Genomic DNA, 18063 nt, shown 5'->3' with positions numbered 1-18063 from the left:
TTCTGGCGCGGGCGGCTCAGCGCTCGATGATGTAGATGCCGATGGCTGAGGGGACCAGGCCGACGAGCAGCCAGGGGCTGAGCGGCTTGCGGCCGTGGATCATGAACGCCACCGCGATCGCGATCATCCCGAAGGCCCCGGCGATCAGGCACAGCCCGACGCGGGCGCCGGGGCGCGGGTCGTCGAGGAAGATCGCCGCGATGATCAGGCCCATCACCAGGTGGAAGATCGTGGTGACGACCAGCGCGGACATCACCCATCGCTGCACCCGGCTGAGCGCCTTGTTCTCCGAGGCGGGGTCGCGCACCGGGCGGGGTGCGTCGGGGTCCATCAGGTGACGTGGACGCTTGCGTGGTGGTGTCGGGTCGCTCATCGCCGTACCTCCTTCAGGGCGCGATCGTCAGGAAGATGAACGCCGCCAGCAGCACGAGGTGCACCCCGCCCTGCAGCGGCTTGGCGCGACCGGGCACGACGGTCAGGATGCCGACCACGACGGTCATGAACAGCAGCACCATCTGCACGTTGTCGAGGCCGAGGGCGAGCGGGCCGTCGAGCCAGATGGAGGCGACGGCGATGGTGGGGATGGTCAGGCCGATCGAGGCCATGGCCGAGCCGAAGGCGAGGTTGAGGCTGACCTGGACCTTCTCCCGGGCCGCGGCGCGCACGGCCGCGATCGACTCGGGCAGCAGGACCAGGAGCGCGATGACGACGCCCACGACGGCGTTGGGGAACCCGAGCGCGGCCACCCCGTCCTCGATCGTCGGGGACACGATCTTGGCCAGCCCCACGACGGCGACGAGGGACACGACGAGCAGACCGGCGCTCAGGGCCGTGGTGCGGTTGTCCGGCGGGTCGGCGTGCCCGTCGTCGTCGAGGTCGACGTGGTCGGTGGGCTTGATGGTGTCGCCGGCACGGTCCACGGGCAGGAAGAAGTCGCGGTGCCGGATCGTCTGGGTGAAGACGAACATGCCGTAGAGCACCAAGGACGCGACGGCGGCGAAGGTCAGCTGCGCGCCGGTGAAGACGGGCCCCGGCTGCGAGGTGGTGAACGACGGCAGCACGAGGCAGACCGCGGCCAGGGTGACGACGGTCGCCAACGCGGAGCCCGTGCCCTCGGGGTTGAAGACCGCGAGGTGGTGCTTGAGCGCGCTGACCAGCAGCGACAGCCCGACGATGCCGTTGACGCTGATCATCACGGCGGCGAAGACGGTGTCGCGCGCGAGGCCGGAGACGTCCTTGTCGGCAGTGACCATGAGGGTGACGATCAGGGCCACCTCGATCACCGTGACCGCGACGGCCAGCACCAGCGACCCGAGCGGCTCACCGACCCGGTGGGCGACGACCTCCGCGTGGTGCACGGCGGCGAGCACGGCGCCGATCAGGAAGAGCGCGACGAGCACGACGACCACGCCGCCGGGGTGCCGTCCCCAGGTCGCGGCGAGCAGGAGCGCCGCGAGGATGGGCGTGACGGTCGTCCAGGTGGGGCGCGGCATGCCCCAACCCTAGTGAGCGCCCCTGATCACCCGTCCGGCGAGTTCAGCTTCTCCAGCCGGGTGCTGAGCTTCTCGACCCGGTGCGCGTTGCCCCGCAGGTCGACGTACTGCTGCCCGAAGATCGCCAGCAGTGCGTCGTCGAGCCGCCGGACGGCCCCGGCGGGGTAGCGGTAGCCCATCCGGCGGATGATCGCGTCGGCGTCGACCGAGGACAGGAGGCCGCCCAGCTCGTCGAGCGAGGTGACGCCGAGCTCGAGCAGGAGTCCGCCGATCCAGCCGTAGTGGTCGGTGTGCGACCAGCCGGCGTCGGCGTACTGCCCGGCCAGGAAGGACGCGAGGTCCTGTCCGCTGATGCGCGGGTCGCTCGGGTCGGCCTCACCGGGAGAGGCGGGCGCCACCGCCTGGAGCCGCTCGCGGATCGTGGAGAACTCGCGGTCGGCGAGCTCGAGCAGCCCGGCCGCGAGGGTGAAGCGCCGGTCGAGGTCGGGGACGTACTCCTCGGGCACGGTGCCCTTGTAGCGGATGTCGTGCTCGAACTCGGCCCACGCGTGCTGGAGCACCGTGCGCACCTGCACGCTCGCACGGTGGCCGCGCAGGTCGTCGTACGGCGCCTGGTGCTGCTCGCCGTCGGGCGGGTCGGGGGTGACCAGCAGGTGTCGGCTGGAGTAGCCGAACCCGCCGGCGCTGGCGGTCTCCTGGCCCATGTCGCGGTCCTCGAGGATCGTGAGCTCGTCGTCGAGCAGCTCGGCCACGGCGGCGACGTCGCTGTGGACGTAGGTGATGACCCGCACCCCGATCTGGTCGGTGATCTGGCTCAGCGGATCGGGGTAGAGCAGCTGGTCGCCGGTGGTCCGGGCCGCCTTCGCGGCGAACGAGGACACGCTCTTGGTGCGGCCGGTGACGCTCAGGTAGTTGATGCCCGCGTCGTCGAGCAGTGTCGTGATCAGCTCGACGAACTGCTCGGTCGGGACGATGAGTCCGGGTTGCCGGGCGGCGTAGGTGCGCACGGCCTCGAGCACCGGCTGGTCGGGGGAGGGCACGCGCCCACCCTGCCGTGTCGGGCCGCAACCCGTCCACAGGACCCCGTCCCGCGTGGACCCTCCACAGGTCGTACGGCGCTGGGCCGGCGCTGTCGGTGACGCCGACCAGCGTGGGTAGGGACCGATCGGCCCCACGAAGGAGGAGCTCCATGACCCTGCACCACCCCGACCAGAACCGGCTCGCCGTCACCCCCGCCCTCGACGCGCGCGACGTGGAGTTCCTCTCCGGGTTCTCGCCGCAGGGGAGCCGGATCGCCCGGATCTGGCCGGGCCAGCCGGCGGTGCCCTCGCCCTGGCGGCCCTGCCCCGAGGGCTGCTGCCTGGTGATCGTGCCGACGCGTGCCGTGGTCACGTCCGCCGGCCAGTGGCTGCGGTTCCTGGTCGGCGAGCTGATCGGCGACCGGCACCGCGTCGACGGGTGGGTGCGCATCCCCGGTCCGCCCGGGAGGGCCGGGGTGCTGCTCATCGTCGAGCAGGGCGAGGTCTTCGAGGGCGAGCTCGAGGAGCCGGGTCAGTCCTGGTCGGCAGGGAGCACGCCCGCGGCGCGAGCGGGCTCGGCGTAGGCCTGCGCCAGCGTGTCGACGGTGTGGTGGGCGTTGAGCCCGCTCGGGTTGGGCACCACCCAGAGCTGGGCCGAGCCGATCCCGGCCGGTTGTCGTCCGGCGACGGCCAAGCGGTCGTCGAAGGCCTGGCGGTAGGCCGTGATCCCCGCGACGGCCACGACCGTCGGCTCGATCCGGGTGACCAGCTCCACGAGCCGTTCTCCGCCCGCCCGCAGCTCGTCCGCGGTGAGCTCGTCGGCACGGATGGTGGCCCGCCGCACCAGGTTGGTGATGCCCAGCCCGCGCGAGCGGAAGTAGGCGCGGTCGTCGTCGTCCATGCCCGTCGCCGCGTCGATCGGGTGGTCGATGATCCCGGCCGCGAGCAGGGCGGGGTAGAAGCGGTTCACCGGGTGGGCGAAGTGCGTCTGGGTGGCCGCCGTCCACAGCCCCGGGTTGATGCCGACGAAGAGGAGCCGCACGTCCGGACCGAGCAGGTCGGGCACCTCGGCGTCGCGGAACGACTCGAGCTCGGCGCGGGTGAAGCGGGCCATGGGGTCAGAGCCTAGGTGGCCCCGGGAACCGGCGACGTCGGGCTATCGTCCAACCGACACGTGACCGACCTGCCCCGACCCGAGCGAGGTTCGCATGAGCCACCGATCCGTCCGTCCCGCCCCCGTGCGGCTGTCCGCGATGGCCGCCGGCTGCGCCCTCCTGCTGGCCACGGCCGTCGGCTGCGGCAACGAGGCCGACTCGAACGACTCGGCCAGCGACCCGGCCGCCTCCGAGACGTCGAGCACGACGCCCAGCCCGTCGGACAGCTCCTCGGACAGCCCCTCGCAGACCCCGAGCGAGAGCGGCGACACGAGCGACTCGTCCAGCGGGGCGGGTGGATCGCTGACGGTCGGAGACAAGGTCACCGCCGGTCAGGCCGTGGTCGTCAGTGCCTCCAACGTCACGGTGGAGCCGACCAAGCGGGCCAGCGCGCTGGTCGACGACGCTGCCGTCGACGCCTTCGTCTCCTCGACCGATCCCCAGCTCGCCGACCCGATCCGCTCGGCCGTCCGTGCGGCCACGGTGCCGGCGGGCAGCACGCTCTTCGGCGCCGTCGTCGCGGTCGGTTGCGACAGCCCGACCGACGTGGGATGGAGCACCACCTTCGACGGGGTCGAGGTCAGCGCGACCCTGCCGAAGACGCAGGTCCAGTGCCTGGTCCCCGAGACCTACGTGGCGCTGTTCCTGGTCCCCGACATGTAGGTCCGGCGCGCTCGCTCAGGCCGGCGGAGGCGTGGTCGGAGTCGTCGTCGGCGGGGCCGTCGGTGTGAGGGTCGGCGTGACCGGCGGCACCGGCGGCACGATCGGCGGGAAGACCCCGTTGTAGAAGACACCGAGCCCGTTGGCGACCTTGCGCTCGACCCCGGGGGAGCCGGGCTCGTCGATGTCGGTCGAGGGATCGTTGATGACGCCCATCTCGCCGGTGACCTTGCGCGAGTAGAGCGTCGACGAGCCGCCGCCGTCGAAGTTCAGGGCGCTGTCGGCGCCGAGGGCGCGCATCAGGGTGGCCAGCTCGACCATCGTGTAGCCGCGGCTGTAGGCGCTGCGGCCGTCGATCACCAGGAGCAGCAGCCTGTTGGTGTCGACATCGATGCCGATCGCCGTACGCGGGTGCATCAGGGTGTCGTTGATGACGGTCTGCACGCCGTTGAGCAGCAGCGGCCGGTCGCCGGAGACGGCCATGGTCGCTCCGGGCTTGGCCTTGTACTTGAACGTCGCCTTGCGGCCGACCTTGAGCTGCTTGAGGAGGTTGGCCGCGGTGCCGCGCGCGACCATCACCTGCCCCTTGACCTTGCGGCCCTTTGACAGCGTCGCCTTGTTGGACACGATCTTGCCGTCGACGACGACGACCTCGCGCACCTTCTTCTCCCCGTCGGTGACGGAGTAGCCCTTCGTCCAGCCCCAGTCGGAGGTGTAGAGCCCGATGGAGTTGGGCGCGACGGTGGGCGGGTTGATGCCGCTGACGGGCCAGCGCGGACGCTGACGCAGCTTGGTCTTGGTGGCCAGCGGGCCGATCTGCGGGCGGCCGGTCGAGTCGAGGTAGAAGGACGCGTTCTCCGGGATCCAGCCGGTGGCCGAGCCCGAGAGCAGCCCACGCTGGCGGTCGATGTTGACGCCGAGGGCGGCGCCCGTGTCGGAGATGTCGAAGAAGTCGCCGTTGATGGCGGCGATCGCGCCCTCCGCGGCACCCATCTGGCTGACGGTCTGGCGGCGCACGGCGTAGGGCGCGCCGAGGTAGTCGAGCGAGATGTTGGCGGCGTTGAGGTCGACGGTCAGCAGGTTGGCGCGCACCGGGCCGCGGTAGTCGGTCTGGTCCCACTCGCGGATGGTCAGGCCGGGCGCGATCTCGTACGTCGCGTCGCTGGTGACCACCGGCGGCGTCACTCGCGCGCCGGGCGGGAGCTGGCGGGCGATCCGGCCGCGCACCCCGTCGGAGGTCTGGCCGGGCTTGCCCATCACGGTGCCCGGCTCGCGCAGGGCGCGGCGCTGGAGCGGACCGAGTCGGTCGGTGCGGCCGTCACTGCGACCGTCGGAGGACGATCCGGCACCGGCAGCGGCCGCCGCGGGCGAGGAGGCGGCGGGGGAGGAGGCCGCCGGCCCGGCGGTGGCGAGGAGGCTCAGGCCGAGGACACCGGCGAGCAGGGCAGACGTCAGTCGTGTGGAGGAAGGCACGCGCTCCAGAGTAAGCGCGCCGCGAAGCCGTCCGGGCGAGGCGCTGCGTGTGTCGGGACCGGTCTGCTCTGACTTCATCACGGGTGGGAGACGAGCCGATCGCGTGGAAGGTTGCGCCTGCCGCCTCCCCGCGTGGCTAGGCTGCGCGGCGTGGGTCGACGCCGGGACAACCTCTTCATCGAGGGCGACAACCTCGACGTCCTCCCCACCCTCGAGCCGGGCAGCGTCGACCTGATCTACACCGACCCGCCCTACAACACCGGGAACGACTTCGCCTACGCCGACTCGTTCCGCTCGCCCGACGGTGGCCGCGCCGGTCGCCACCGGGCGTGGGTGGAGATGATGCGGCCGCGGCTCTCGGCGATGCGCGACGTGCTGGCCGACACGGGGGCGATCTTCCTCAGCATCGACGACAACGAGGCGGCGTACCTCCGCCTGCTGCTCGACGAGGTCTTCGGCGAGGCAAACTTCCTCGCGCAGGTCGTCGTCAACCTCAACCCGAAGGGCCGCCAGCTCGGCGGCGGCTTCGCGACGAGCCACGAGTACCTCTTCGTCTACGCCCGCGACGCCCGCCGCTGCGTCCTCGACGCGAGCAGTCCGGACACGGTCGACGCCTCCGACTTCCCGCTCGTCAGCGACGACGGCCGCTCGTTCCGGCACCTGCCGCTGCGCAACACCAACAAGAAGTTCAACCCCGTCACCGCGCCCACCCTCCACTTCGCGGTGTACGGCGACCCGCTGACCGGCGAGGTCTCGACCACCGGCTTCGACGGCGCCGTGGAGGTGTGGCCGGTGTTCGGCGACGGCCGGCCCGCGGTGTGGCGCTGGTCGCGCCCGCGCATCGACGAAAGGCCCGACGACCTGGTCTGTCGCGAGATCAAGGGGCGGGGCGGTCCCCGTGTCGACGTGTTCCAGCGCGACTGGCTGCACCGCGACGGCGGGCGCCGCAAGAAGCTGACGACGATCTGGCTCTCGGAGGAGGTCGGGTCGACCGACACCGCCGTCGCCGAGCTGAAGGCGCTGATCGGCCACGTCTTCGAGTCGCCGAAGCCGACCGGGCTGGTGCGCCGGATCCTCGCCACGATGCCGAGCGACGCCGTGGTGCTCGACCCCTTCGCGGGCAGCGGCACCACGGGTCACGCGGTCGCGCTGGCCAACGCCACCGACGGTGGCACCCGCCGCTGCACGAGCATCAACTCGGCCGAGCCGACCCGGCCGGGGTCCAACGCTGCGCTGGCCGGGTTCGCGACGGTCGCCGACATCACCCGCGCCCGGCTGGCCGCGGTGGAGCGGTCGATCGCTGGTTGAGTCGGCTCAGACGCCGGCGGCCTTCTCCAGGGCGAGCAGCTCGTCGTCGAGGTAGGTCAGCAGCTTCTGCAGGTGCGGGACGGTGCGGCGGCAGCCGGTGAGGCCGAAGCACATCATCCCGTCGTAAGAGGTGCAGGTGATGTTGAGCGCCATGCCGTGGATCGGGATGGAGAGCGGGTAGTTGCCCATCAGCTGCGCGCCGTTGAAGTACTGCGTCGTCCGCGGGCCGGGGACGTTGCTGATGATGAGGTTGTACGGCGGCTTGGTGATCCCGCCCATCTTGAGCATCACCGGCAGGATCGCCGGGGCCTGGCCGAGCGCGCTCATCGCGAGGATCTGGACCTGCGTCATCGACGACAGGGCCTCCTTGCCGGCCTTCATCGACGCGTGCACCGAGCGCAGGCGGGCGGCCGGATCGGGGAGGTCGGTGCCCATCTTGACCATGATCGAGCCGACGGCGTTGCCGCCCTCGGCGGAGGCGATCTGCGACGACTTGGCGTTCAGCCCGATCGGCACCATCGAGACCAGGCTGGTCTCGGGCAGCGCGTTGAGCTCGAGGAGGTAGGCGCGCATCGCGCCGGAGCACATCGCGATCACCACGTCGTTGATCGTCGTGCTGGTCGCCTTGCCGATGGCGCGCATCCGCTCGATCGGCCAGTCCTGGGCGGCGAAACGCCGCGAGCCGGTGATCTGCTGGTTGAGGATCGTGCGGGGCGCGTAGAGCGAGAGCGCGGAGGTCTCGTTGCGGATGCTCTTGGTGAGCGTGCGGATCAGCGCGCCGGGCATGCCCGCGGCCTCGGCGGTGATGCCCATCGCCGTACGCAACGCTTGCATCGAGACGTCGGCGAGGTTGGTCTCCGTCTCGGGCTGCGCCTGCCGCGGCGGTCGCGGCCGCACCGCCCACGGGGCCGGCATGTCGCGCTCGTCGGGGTCGGAGGAGTGGATCGCGGCCAGCAGCCGCATCGCCGAGACGCCGTCGACGAGGGCGTGGTGCAGCTTGGAGTACATCGCGACGCGACCGTCGCTGAGGCCCTCGATGACGTGCGTCTCCCACAGCGGGCGGTCCCACGCGAGTCGGGTGCTGTGCAGGCGGCTGCACAGCTCGAGCAGCTCGCGGACGCGGCCGGGCTTGGGCAGCGCGCTGTGGCGCAGGTGGTGGTCGATGTCGAACTGCTCGTCGTCCTCCCACACCAGCTGCCCGGCGGTGCGCGCCGAGCGGTGCGGGTGGCGCAGGAAGAGCGGCGCGATCTCCTCGGCCGACCGCATCTGCTGGAACAGGTCGCGGACGTAGTTGCGGCCTGCTCCCTCGGGCTTCTTGTAGAGCGCCAGGCCGCCGACGTGCATCGGCATCGACCGGTTCTCGGCCAGCAGGAAGCCGACGGCGGTCGGGTCGATCGGTGTGACCATGGTGGGTGCCCCTCCTCAACGGACCCCGATCCTTGCTCGATGTGGTGGGCGCCACAAGGGGGACACGCTCTGGCAGGATCGCCGCCATGGAGGTCAGCCCGTTCGATCGTCTCGACCGGGCCCTCACCCGCAGCCGCACGTCGCTGGGCACCCGGGTCGAGCGCCTCCGGTCGAAGTCGTTCGCGATCGTGCAGTGCGCCCTCGCGGCCGGGGTGGCCTGGCTGGTCGCCACGGACGTGCTCGGTCACGACACCCCGTTCTTCGCCCCGGTCGCGGCCATCGTCAGCCTCGGCACGTCCTACGGCCAGCGGTTGCGCCGGGTGGCGGAGGTGGCCGTCGGGGTCGCCCTCGGCGTGCTGGTCGGCGACCTGATGGTGGTGTGGCTCGGCTCGGGCTGGTGGCAGATCTCGCTGGTGGTGACGATCGCGATGTCGGTCGCCTTCCTGCTCGACGGCGGACCGCTGCTGGTCACCCAGGCGGCCGTGCAGTCGATCATCGTCTCCACGCTGATCGCCAGTCCCGGCGGCGCCCTGACACGGTGGACCGACGCCCTGGTCGGCGGTGCGGTCGCCCTGGTCGCGGCCACGGTCGTGCCGGCGGCGGCGCTGCGGCGGCCTCGCGAGCAGGCGGCGCGGGTGCTGCGCAAGGAGGCCGAGATGCTGCGCGCGGCCGCCGACGTGATGATCGACGGCGAGCTCGACCGGGCGCTCGACCTGCTCGCCGACGCACGCGCCACCGACTACCTCATCCGCGAGCTCCGCAGCGCGGCCGACGAGGGCCTGGCGGTCGTCGCCTCGTCGCCGTTCCGGGTCCGGCACAAGCCGGGCGTGCGCCGCATGGCCGAGCTCGTCGAGCCGCTGGACCGGTCGCTGCGGAGCACCCGCGTCCTGACGAGGTACGTCGCCCTGGCGGCGTACAAGCGCAGGCCGGTGCCCCACGGCTACCCGATCGTGGCGCGCGAGCTCGCGGCGGCGGTGGACCTGGTGGCCGACGAGCTGCACGCCAACCGGATGGCGGTCGCGGCCCAGCCGGCGCTGATCGCGGTGGGCATGGCGACCTCCGAGCTGCCGCGCGAGGACGCGCTGTCGATCGAGGTGATGCTGGCCCAGCTGCGGGCGGTCGTCTCCGACCTGCTGATGCTCACCGGGATGGACCAGCTGGAGTCGACCGACGCGATCCCGCCACCGCGCGGCTGAGGTGTCTCACGCTGGTTGGTAGGTGCCTACCGAACCGAGGTTTTTCGGGCGCACGGCGGCGCTGGTAGGTAGCTGGTTACGTACCGAGCGGCGGCGGGGCTCGGAAACCGGGTGTTTGGTATCCACCTGCCAACCGGGGTCAGAGCGAGGCGCGCAGCTCCGCGACCACGGAGTCGACGACCGCCACGAGGTCCCCGCCGCTGGCCGCCGCGACCTGCCGCTGGCGCTGGTAGGAGGCGCCGTTGCGGGGGATGTCGGCGACCGAGCGGAGCTCGGCCTCGCACTCGAGCCGGCGCGCGACCGGGGTGAGCCGTTCGAGCAGGTCGTCGAGGTCGTCGGTGACCAGTCGCTCGCGCGAGGAGTCGTCGAGGATGACGATGGCGTCGAGGCCGTAGCGGGCGGCGCGCCACTTGTTCTCCTGCACGTGCCACGGCGGCATCGTGGGCAGCGTCTCGCCGGCGGCGAGGCGGGTGTCGAGATCGACGACGAGGCAGTGGATCAGGGCCGTGAGCGCGGCGAGCTCGGTGATGTCGGACATGCCGTCGCACACGCGGTTCTCGATGGTGCCGAGGTGGGGCGCCGGGCGGATGTCCCAGCGCACGTCCGACATCGAGTCGATGACTCCGGTCGTGGCCTGGTCGCCGATGCACGCCTCGAACTCCTCCCACGTCTCGAACGTGAAGGGCAGGCCGGCGGTCGGCAGCTGCTGGAACATCTGGGAGCGGTTGGAGGCGTAGCCGGTGTCGAGCCCGGCCCACACCGGCGAGCTGGCCGAGAGCGCGAGCAGGTGGGGGTAGGTGTCGAGGAGCGAGGACATGATCGGCATCACCCGCTCCTGCGAGGGCAGCCCGACGTGCACGTGCACGCCCCAGATCAGCATCTGCCGGCCCCACCACTGTGTGCGGTTGATCAGCTCCTCGTAGCGCGCGCCCTCGGTGAGCTGCTGGGCCGACCAGCGGGCGAAGGGGTGGGTGCCCGACCCGAGCAGGTCGACGCCGAGGGAGTCGGCGGCCGGGATGACCACGCCGAGGGTCTCGCGCAGGTCGGCGACCGCCTCCGCCACCGACGTGCAGATGCCGGTCACGACCTCGACGGTGTTGCGCAGCAGCTCCTTGTGCAGCCGCGACGGGTCGACGAGCTCAGGAGTCACGGCGGCGAACAGGTCGGCCGCGGTGTTGGACAGGTCGCGGGTCTCGCGGTCGACGAGCGCGAACTCCCACTCGACGCCGATGGTGGGCGCTGCCGACGCCTGGAAGGCGATGGGGAAGTCGATGCGCACCCGGTCATCGTAGGGACCACGCGGGGGGTCGCATCACCCCCGGAGGTGGGTGCGAGCATGTCCCCGTGGTGGACGACCCGCGCGAGCTCAACCTGACCCTCGACCTGTGCCTGCGCATCGGCGAGGTGCTCCTCAGCTCGGGCGCGGGAGCGGCGGACGTCACCGCCACGATGCTCTCGGTCGCCTCCCACCTCGGGCTGCGTCACGCCGAGGTCGACGTCACGTTCACGTCGCTGTCGATGAGCTACCAGGCGACCCCCGAGGACGCGGCGGTGATGATGGTGCGCAACGTCAAGCACCGCGACATCGACTACGCCGACCTGACGCAGGTCGACCACCTCGTGCGCGAGCTGTTGGCGGACGAGCTCGACCTCTACCTCGCCCGGACCCGGATGGCCACGATCCTCTCGACCGGCCACCCGTGGCCGAGGTGGTCGGTCACGCTCGCGTGGGGCGTGATGTGCGCCAGCGTCGCTGTCTTCCTCGGCGGCGACTGGCTGGTCGCGCTGATCGCCTCGGCCGCCGCCATCTCGATCGACCGCTTCCAGCTGGTGATGGCCCGTCGCCGGCTCCCGACCTTCTACCTCCAGGTCGCCGGGGGAGCGGTGGCCACGATGTGGGCGGTCGGGCTCGCGGCCACCCCGATCGAGGCCGACCTGTCGCTGGTCGTCACCGCCAACATCGTCATGCTGCTCGCGGGGATCGGCTTCATGGGCGCCATCCAGGACGCCCTCACGGGGTTCTACGTCACCAGCGGGGCTCGGGTGATCGAGGCGCTGCTCGCCACGGCCGGCATCATCGCCGGCGTCAGCGCGGGGCTCTCGGTGGGCGAGGTCCTCGGCATCAACCTCGGCCAGCTGGTGCCCGGCCAGTCCTACGGCAACCACCTCGCGGTCGCGGTCGTGGGCGCGGCGGTCTCGGCCGCGGCCTTCGCCTTCGCCTGCTTCGCGCCCCGCCGCTCATTGCTGCCGATCGCCCTGACGGCGGGTTCCGCCACCCTCCTGCACGCGCTGGTCAGCGACACCGGCTTCGGCCGCACGTGGGCGGCCGCGGTGGGCGCCTTCACGATCGGCGTGGTGGCCTACGGCGTCGCCGGCCGGTTCCGGGTGCCACCGCTCGTGGTCGCGGTGTCGTCGATCGTGCCGCTGCTGCCCGGTCTGTCCATCTACCGCGGCCTGTCGCTGCTCGCGGCCGCGGGCTCCAACACCTCGCAGGGCATCGTCGCGATGATGACCGCGGCCTCGGTCGCGGTCGCCCTGGCGTCGGGCGTGATCCTGGGGGAGTACCTCGCCCAGCCGCTGAAGCGGGAGACCCGTCGCCTCGAGTCGCGACTGTCCGGTCCCCGCCTGGTCGGCCCGTTCCGCGCCTCGCGGCGCGAGACCAGGGCCGACCGTGTCACCTGATCAGGTCACCTGACCTGCGCGAGCCAGGGCAGGTGCGCCTTCCCGTCGTACGGCGCTGCGCCGGCCCGCACCGCGGCCTCGAGCTCGTCGGCGCTGGTCCGCGCGGCGGCGACCACCTCGGCGGGATAGCCGAAGCCGACCTGGTGCTCGAGGAACTCGTCCTCGTCGTCGATGAACACCTCGCCGAGCCCGGCCGTCAGCCCGGGCGGACGCGCCTCCTCGGGCTCGGAGGTCGACATCCGGATCACGTCGAGGTCGAGGTCGACGGTCCGCAGCACGGAGCCGTCCCAACGCGCCGGCGTGCTGACGTCGATGTAGAGGTCGCACCAGATGCCGGGCGCGTGGAAGGTCGCCAGCCAGTGCTGGTCGCGCGGGACCAGGGTGACCGTATCGACCGCCGAGTCGAACGCCATGCCGGGGCGGGCGTGCGGGGTCCCGGCGGGGAAGCCCAGCCACTCGCCGTACTCGTCGCTGCCGAGCCAGGTGCCGTCGAACTCCCAGTGCGGGCGATCACCCCACTTCGTCACCTCGACGCGGATCGGGTCGCCGGGCTGGAAGCTCATGCGCGCGACGTTAGCCCTTGACGCGCGGGGCGAGGCGCGCCACCACGTCCTGGTAGCGCGAGCCGGCGAGCTTCGCGAAGTGGTGGATGACGTGCGCGTCGGCGCCGACGAGCACGCGCGCCCGCCCGGCCCGGGCTCCCTTGAGGATGATCGAGGCGGCCTTCGAGGCGGGCATCCGGGCGAGCCGGGTGTCGAAGACGTGGGCCAGCCGGTCGTGGTCCTCGCCCGCGGTGGTGCGCCCGTTGCGGGCGATGCCGGTCCTGATGCCGCCGGGGTGGACGCAGGTGACCGAGACGCGGTGGCCGTTGATCAGCATCTCCTCGCGCAGCGCCTCGGTGAAGCCGCGCACGGCGTACTTCGTGGCGTTGTAGGCCGACTGGCCCGGCATCGAGACCAGGCCGAAGAGGGAGGAGATGTTGACGATCGCGCCGTCGCCCGAGGCGATCAGGTGCGGCAGGAACTCCTTGGTGCCGTTGACGACGCCGTGGAAGTTGACGCCGACGATCCAGTCGAGCTCGTCGTAGGTCATGGTCTCGAAGTCGCCGCTGATCGAGACGCCGGCGTTGTTGACCACCAGGTTGACGCGCCCGAACTGGCCGACCACGTCGACCGCCCACTGCGCCATCGCGTCGCGGTCGGAGACGTCCACGACGTCGCTGCGCACCTCAGCACCGAGCTCCTTGACGATCTCGACCGTCTCGCCGAGGCCGTCGGCGTCCCAGTCGGAGACGGCCAGCATGGCGCCCTCCTCGGCGGCCTGCCGGGCGATCTCGCGTCCCATCCCGGAGCCGGCTCCGGTGATGACGACGACCTTGTCGCGCAGTGTTCCCAGACGGTGGCTCATGCGTTGGCTCCTTCGGCGATCGGGATGGTGCGGACGGGCTGGAGGTCGTAGTTCTCGGCGTCGAATCGGGCCAGCAGCCTGCGGAACGCGAATGTCGAGCGTGGCCACAGCGTCACGTTCTTGCCGTGGGCGTCGAGATACCAGCTCGAGCAGCCGCCGGTGTTCCACACGGTGCGGCGCATCCGTCGCTGGAGGTCCGCGTTCCAGTCGTCCTGCGCGGCCTGCTGCGGCTCGAGCGCCCCCACCTCCTGCTCCCTCATGGTCGCGAGGGCGTCGAGGACGTACGCCAGCTGGGCCTCGATCATCACGATCATCGAGGTGTGGGCCAGGCCGGTGTTGGCGCCGACGAGCTGGAAGAGGTTGGGGAAGCCGCGGGTCGTGGTGCCCTTGTAGGACGCCATCCCGTGCTCGGCCCACACCTCGGCGAGCGAGACGCCGTCGTGGCCGCGGATGTGCGCCGCGATCGGCTGCTCGGTGCTCTGGAAGCCGGTGGCCACGACCAGCACGTCGATCGGGTGCTCGACCCCGTCGGCCGTCACCACGGCGTCGGGGGTGATCCGGCTGATCGGCTCGGTGACCAGGTCGACGTTGTCGGCCGCGAGCGCGGGGTAGTAGGTGTTGGAGATCAGGATCCGCTTGCAGCCGATGGTGTAGGTCGGGGTCGCCTTGGCACGCAGCTCCGGGTCCGTGATGCCCTTCGCGAGGTTGGCCAGCGCCAGCTTCTTGGCGGGGGCCGCGAGGGCGGGGTTCCACACGAAGCCGGGGACGTAGAGCTCCCGGGCCCAGTAGATCGCGTTGCGGTAGGCCCACTGCGCACCCGGGACGTGCTGGAAGACCAGCTTCTCGAGGCGGGAGTAGTGGTGCTCGCTGCGCGGGATGACGTACGGCGCGGAGCGCTGGAACACGTCGAGGTGGGCCACGTCCGGCTGGATCGACGGCACGATCTGGACGCTCGAGGCACCCGTCCCGATGACCGCGACCCGCTTGCCGGCCAGGTCGACGGAGTGGTCCCAGCGGGCGGAGTGGAAGACCTCGCCGGCGAAGGAGTCGATGCCCTCGATGTCGGGCATCTTCGGGACCGACAGGCCGCCCGACCCGGAGATCAGCGTCCTGGCCACCACCTCGCCGCGCGAGGTGGTGACGTGCCAGCGCTGGTCGGACTCGTCCCACCGCGCGTCGGTCAGCTCGGTGTCGAAGGCGAACCTGTCGAGCGTGCCCGAGCTCCCGGCCACCTCCGTGAGGTAGGCCTCGATCTCCCGCTGCGGCGAGAACGACATCGACCAGTCCGGGTTGGGCGCGAAGGAGAAGGAGTAGAGCTGGCTGGGGACGTCGCACGCCGCGCCGGGGTAGGTGTTGGCGCGCCACGTGCCGCCGATCCCGCCGTCCTTCTCGATCACCAGGAAGTCGTCCTCGCCGGCCTCGGCCAGCTTGATCGCCGTACCCAACCCGGCGAAGCCGGCGCCGACGACCAGGTGGTCGACGGTCGCGGGCAGGGACGCGTGGCTTGCATTCATGTGGCGAGGCTATTGCGGTTGTTGAATATCCGTCAATAGAGTGTGTGCGTGACCACCCCCACCTCGCGGACCCGCCTCTCCCCGCAGGCCCGGCGGGCGCAGCTGCTCGAGCTCGGGGCGCGGCTGTTCGCGACACGCTCGGTCGAGGAGATCTCCATCGACGTGCTGGCCGAGGAGGCGGGCGTCTCGCGCGGGCTGCTCTACCACTACTTCGGTTCGAAGCAGGACTTCCGCCTCGCCGTCATCCGGCACGCGGTCGAGCACCTCGTCGAGCAGACCGCGCCGCCGGCCGAGGGCGAGCCGCTGGAGCGGCTGCTGACCTCGCTGGGGGTCTACGTCGACTACGTGCTCGACAACCTGACGCTCTACCGCTCGCTGGTGCGCGCGGCCGCCGGCGGCACCGACGAGCTGCGGGCGCTCCACGACGAGGGCCGCTTCGCGCTGACCGACCGGATTTTCCGCGAGGACGCCCAGGGCGAGATCCTCACCGACACCCCGCAGGCGCGGCTGGTCGTGCGCGGCTGGTCGGCGATGGCCGAGGAGATGGTCCTGACGTGGGCCGACGACCCGTCGGTGATGACCCGCGACGAGCTGCTGTCCGTGCTGGCGCTGTCGCTGCCGGCACTGGTCGACCTCACCTGAGGCGTACGTCGAAGGCAGTGTCGCCCGGGGACGAGGTGAGCGAGACCCGGCCGCCGTGTGCGTGGACGATCGCGTCGACGAGCGCGAGCCCGAGCCCGGCCCCGCCGCTGCTGGTGCGGGCCTCGTCGGCCCGGACGAACCGCTCGAAGGCGTGGTCGACGAGGTCGGCCGGGAAGCCGGGCCCGTCGTCGCGGACGGTGAACCCGTCGGGCCGGGCCGTCACGGACACCGTGGTCCCGGCCGGCGTGTGCTTGCGGGCGTTGGTCAGCAGGTTGGTGACGACCTGGTGCAGCCGCTGCTCGTCGCCGCGGACCTCGACCGGCTCGTCGGGCAGGACCAGGCGCCACGTGTGGTCGGGGCCGAGGACCCGCGCGTCGCTGACCGCCTCGACGAGCAGCTTGGTCAGGTCCACCGGCTCGTTCGCCAGCGGCCGACCGGAGTCGAGCCGCGCGAGCAGCAGCAGGTCCTCGACCAGCGAGGTCATCCGCGCCGACTCCGACTCGACCTTGTCCAGCGCGGTGGGCGTCGCCGCGGGCTGGCGCCGCGCGAGCTCGGTGTAGCCGGTGATGGTGGCCAGCGGTGTGCGCAGCTCGTGGCTCGCGTCGGCAACGAACTGTCGCACCTGCTGCTCGCTGCGGTGGCGTACGGCGAGGCTGGACTCGACGTGGTCGAGCAGCGTGTTGAGGGCCGAGCCGACCTGCCCGACCTCGTTGCGCTCGTCGGTGAGCCGCTCGGGCACGCGGTCGGTGAGGTCGATCGCACCCTCCGACAGCGGCAGCTCGGCGACGGCGTGCGCGGTCGCGGCCACCTCGCGGAGCGGGGCCAGCTGGCGGCGTACGACGACGGTGCCCGCGACCCCTGCAGCGGCGATCCCGGCCAGCGCGAGGATCGCGGCCAGGACGGCCAGCTGCTCCACCGAGTCGTCGACATCGGCCGCGGGCAGCCCCACGATGCCCCGGTCGTCGCCGCTGCCGATGGATCGGATGCGGAACGCGCCGTGCCCGCTCACCGTCAGCGACCGCGCGTCGTCGTCGGTCGCGAGGATCTTCTGCACCTGTGCAGAAGGGAGCTTCTCGGGGTCGGCGAACCCCTCGCGGAGCACGAAGCCCACGCGCTCACCGTTCTGGAAGCCGATAATCAGGGCGCCCGGGCCCAGGTTGCCGAACTGCGGCCCCGACCCCGGTCCCGGGCGCTGGCTGTCGTGCTCGAGCGACTCGGCGGCGGACGCGACCCGGTCGTCGAGCTGGCCCGTGAGGTAGGAGCGCATCGCCAGCACGGTCGCCCCGGCGATCAGGATCGAGACCAGCGCGACCAGCGCGACGGCGACGAGCACCAGCCGCGCCGTCAGGGACCGGAAGCGGCTCACGGCGTGGCGTCCGCGGTGGCCGGCTTGAGGACGTAGCCCGCGCCGCGCATCGTGTGGATCATCGGCTCGCGGCCGGCGTCGATCTTCTTGCGGAGGTAGGAGATATAGAGCTCGACGACGTTGGCCTGGCCCCCGAAGTCGTACTGCCAGACGCGGTCGAGGATCTGCGCCTTGCTGAGCACGCGGCGCGGGTTGCGCATGAGGAAGCGCAGCAGCTCGAACTCGGTGGCGGTCAGGCTGACCTCGGTGCCGTCGCGGAACACCTCGCGGCTGTCCTCGTCGAGGGTCAGGTCGCCGACGGCCAGCACGTTGCGCTCGGTCGCGACGCTGGCGCCCGAGCGGCGCATCAGCGCGCGCAACCGGGCCACGACCTCCTCCAGCGAGAACGGCTTCGTGACGTAGTCGTCACCGCCGGCCGTCAGCCCGGCGACCCGGTCCTCGACGGCGTCGCGGGCGGTGAGGAACAGGACGGGCACGTCGGGCTGGGTGGCGCGCATGCGGCGCAGCACCTCGAGGCCGTCGAAGTCGGGCAGCATCATGTCCAGCACGACCGCGTCCGGCCTGACCTCGGCCGCGCTGCTCACGGCCTGGCGGCCGGTGTGGGCCATCGAGACGTCCCAGCCCTCGTAGCGCAGCGCCATCGACAACAGCTCGGCGATGTTGACCTCGTCGTCGACGACGAGCACGCGCACCGGCGATCCGTCGGCCCTGGTGAGTTCCATGCCCTCATCCTGCACAGGGT

General features: G+C 71.7%; 18 protein-coding genes. 6 read left to right on the top strand and 12 right to left on the bottom strand.

Features of this window, described 5'->3' with window-relative positions:
- Positions 1-16: 16 nt before the first annotated feature.
- Genes C7S10_RS01310 through C7S10_RS01300 form a run of 3 tightly spaced genes read right to left on the bottom strand, consistent with a single transcriptional unit; the run spans position 17 to position 2533 of the window.
- Positions 17-373 (bottom strand): hypothetical protein, encoded by a 357-nt coding sequence (locus tag C7S10_RS01310; protein WP_108342604.1) that lies wholly within the window; start codon positions 371-373, stop codon positions 17-19.
- A 13-nt stretch (positions 374-386) separates the two neighbouring features.
- Positions 387-1493 carry a calcium:cation antiporter gene (locus tag C7S10_RS01305; protein ID WP_108342603.1) on the bottom strand — a complete coding sequence of 369 codons (1107 nt, stop codon included), beginning with the start codon at positions 1491-1493 and terminating at the stop codon, positions 387-389.
- Between the two features lie 26 nt (positions 1494-1519).
- A complete protein-coding gene (locus tag C7S10_RS01300; protein WP_279303145.1) occupies positions 1520-2533 on the bottom strand; it encodes a GTP pyrophosphokinase in 1014 nt (337 codons plus the stop codon).
- Between the two features lie 149 nt (positions 2534-2682).
- On the opposite strand from C7S10_RS01300, the gene C7S10_RS01295 reads away from it, so the two are divergent.
- On the top strand, positions 2683-3096 hold the full coding sequence (locus tag C7S10_RS01295; RefSeq protein WP_108342601.1) for a hypothetical protein: 414 nt from the start codon (positions 2683-2685) through the stop codon (positions 3094-3096).
- Here C7S10_RS01295 and C7S10_RS01290 read toward each other — a convergent pair.
- The gene (locus C7S10_RS01290; RefSeq protein ID WP_108342600.1) at positions 3045-3626 is read right to left on the bottom strand and encodes a mismatch-specific DNA-glycosylase; all 582 of its coding nucleotides are present in this window, start codon (positions 3624-3626) and stop codon (positions 3045-3047) included. The genes C7S10_RS01295 and C7S10_RS01290 overlap by 52 nt on opposite strands.
- A gap of 94 nt (positions 3627-3720) precedes the next feature.
- Here C7S10_RS01290 and C7S10_RS01285 point away from each other — a divergent pair, with 94 nt between their 5' ends.
- Positions 3721-4329: a hypothetical protein gene (locus C7S10_RS01285; RefSeq protein WP_108342599.1), complete on the top strand. Its 609-nt coding sequence runs from the start codon at positions 3721-3723 to the stop codon at positions 4327-4329.
- A gap of 15 nt (positions 4330-4344) precedes the next feature.
- Here C7S10_RS01285 and C7S10_RS01280 read toward each other — a convergent pair whose 3' ends face one another.
- A complete protein-coding gene (locus C7S10_RS01280) occupies positions 4345-5799 on the bottom strand; it encodes a phosphodiester glycosidase family protein (RefSeq protein WP_108342598.1) in 1455 nt (484 codons plus the stop codon).
- A 150-nt stretch (positions 5800-5949) separates the two neighbouring features.
- On the opposite strand from C7S10_RS01280, the gene C7S10_RS01275 reads away from it, so the two are divergent.
- On the top strand, positions 5950-7107 hold the full coding sequence (locus C7S10_RS01275; protein ID WP_108342597.1) for a site-specific DNA-methyltransferase: 1158 nt from the start codon (positions 5950-5952) through the stop codon (positions 7105-7107).
- Positions 7108-7113: 6 nt separating this feature from the next.
- Here C7S10_RS01275 and C7S10_RS01270 read toward each other — a convergent pair whose 3' ends face one another.
- Entirely contained in the window at positions 7114-8514 is a 1401-nt protein-coding gene (locus C7S10_RS01270) for a WS/DGAT/MGAT family O-acyltransferase (RefSeq protein ID WP_108342596.1), read from the bottom strand.
- An 86-nt stretch (positions 8515-8600) separates the two neighbouring features.
- Between C7S10_RS01270 and C7S10_RS01265 the strand changes: the two genes are divergently transcribed.
- The gene (locus tag C7S10_RS01265; RefSeq protein ID WP_108342595.1) at positions 8601-9710 is read left to right on the top strand and encodes an FUSC family protein; all 1110 of its coding nucleotides are present in this window, start codon (positions 8601-8603) and stop codon (positions 9708-9710) included.
- A 139-nt stretch (positions 9711-9849) separates the two neighbouring features.
- Here C7S10_RS01265 and C7S10_RS01260 read toward each other — a convergent pair whose 3' ends face one another.
- Complete coding sequence (locus tag C7S10_RS01260) at positions 9850-10989, bottom strand: glutamate--cysteine ligase (protein WP_108342594.1); 1140 nt, start codon at positions 10987-10989, stop codon at positions 9850-9852.
- A gap of 65 nt (positions 10990-11054) precedes the next feature.
- On the opposite strand from C7S10_RS01260, the gene C7S10_RS01255 reads away from it, so the two are divergent.
- Positions 11055-12392 (top strand): threonine/serine exporter family protein, encoded by a 1338-nt coding sequence (locus tag C7S10_RS01255; protein WP_243395141.1) that lies wholly within the window; start codon positions 11055-11057, stop codon positions 12390-12392.
- 5 nt (positions 12393-12397) lie between these two features.
- Here the strand turns inward: C7S10_RS01255 and C7S10_RS01250 are convergent, their stop codons facing one another.
- The 3 genes from C7S10_RS01250 to C7S10_RS01240 are packed head-to-tail and all read right to left on the bottom strand — an operon-like array spanning position 12398 to position 15313.
- Positions 12398-12955: a ribonuclease FAU-1 family protein gene (locus C7S10_RS01250; protein WP_108342592.1), complete on the bottom strand. Its 558-nt coding sequence runs from the start codon at positions 12953-12955 to the stop codon at positions 12398-12400.
- A gap of 10 nt (positions 12956-12965) precedes the next feature.
- Entirely contained in the window at positions 12966-13799 is an 834-nt protein-coding gene (locus tag C7S10_RS01245) for an SDR family NAD(P)-dependent oxidoreductase (RefSeq protein WP_108342591.1), read from the bottom strand.
- Entirely contained in the window at positions 13796-15313 is a 1518-nt protein-coding gene (locus tag C7S10_RS01240) for a flavin-containing monooxygenase (RefSeq protein WP_108342590.1), read from the bottom strand. Before C7S10_RS01240 ends, C7S10_RS01245 begins: the two co-directional genes overlap by 4 nt.
- 48 nt (positions 15314-15361) lie before the next feature.
- Here C7S10_RS01240 and C7S10_RS01235 point away from each other — a divergent pair, with 48 nt between their 5' ends.
- The gene (locus C7S10_RS01235; protein ID WP_108342589.1) at positions 15362-15955 is read left to right on the top strand and encodes a TetR/AcrR family transcriptional regulator; all 594 of its coding nucleotides are present in this window, start codon (positions 15362-15364) and stop codon (positions 15953-15955) included.
- Here the strand turns inward: C7S10_RS01235 and C7S10_RS01230 are convergent.
- Positions 15948-17321, bottom strand: a complete 1374-nt coding sequence (locus C7S10_RS01230) for a sensor histidine kinase (RefSeq protein WP_108342588.1) — start codon at positions 17319-17321, stop codon at positions 15948-15950. The genes C7S10_RS01235 and C7S10_RS01230 overlap by 8 nt on opposite strands.
- Entirely contained in the window at positions 17318-18043 is a 726-nt protein-coding gene (locus C7S10_RS01225; RefSeq protein WP_108342587.1) for a response regulator transcription factor, read from the bottom strand. The genes C7S10_RS01230 and C7S10_RS01225 overlap by 4 nt, the downstream gene beginning before the upstream one ends.
- Positions 18044-18063: the final 20 nt, after the last annotated feature.

The organism is Nocardioides currus (assembly GCF_003057875.1).
Taxonomy (GTDB): Bacteria; Actinomycetota; Actinomycetes; order Propionibacteriales; family Nocardioidaceae; genus Nocardioides; species Nocardioides currus.
This window is presented reverse-complemented; position numbering and strand designations above follow the sequence as displayed.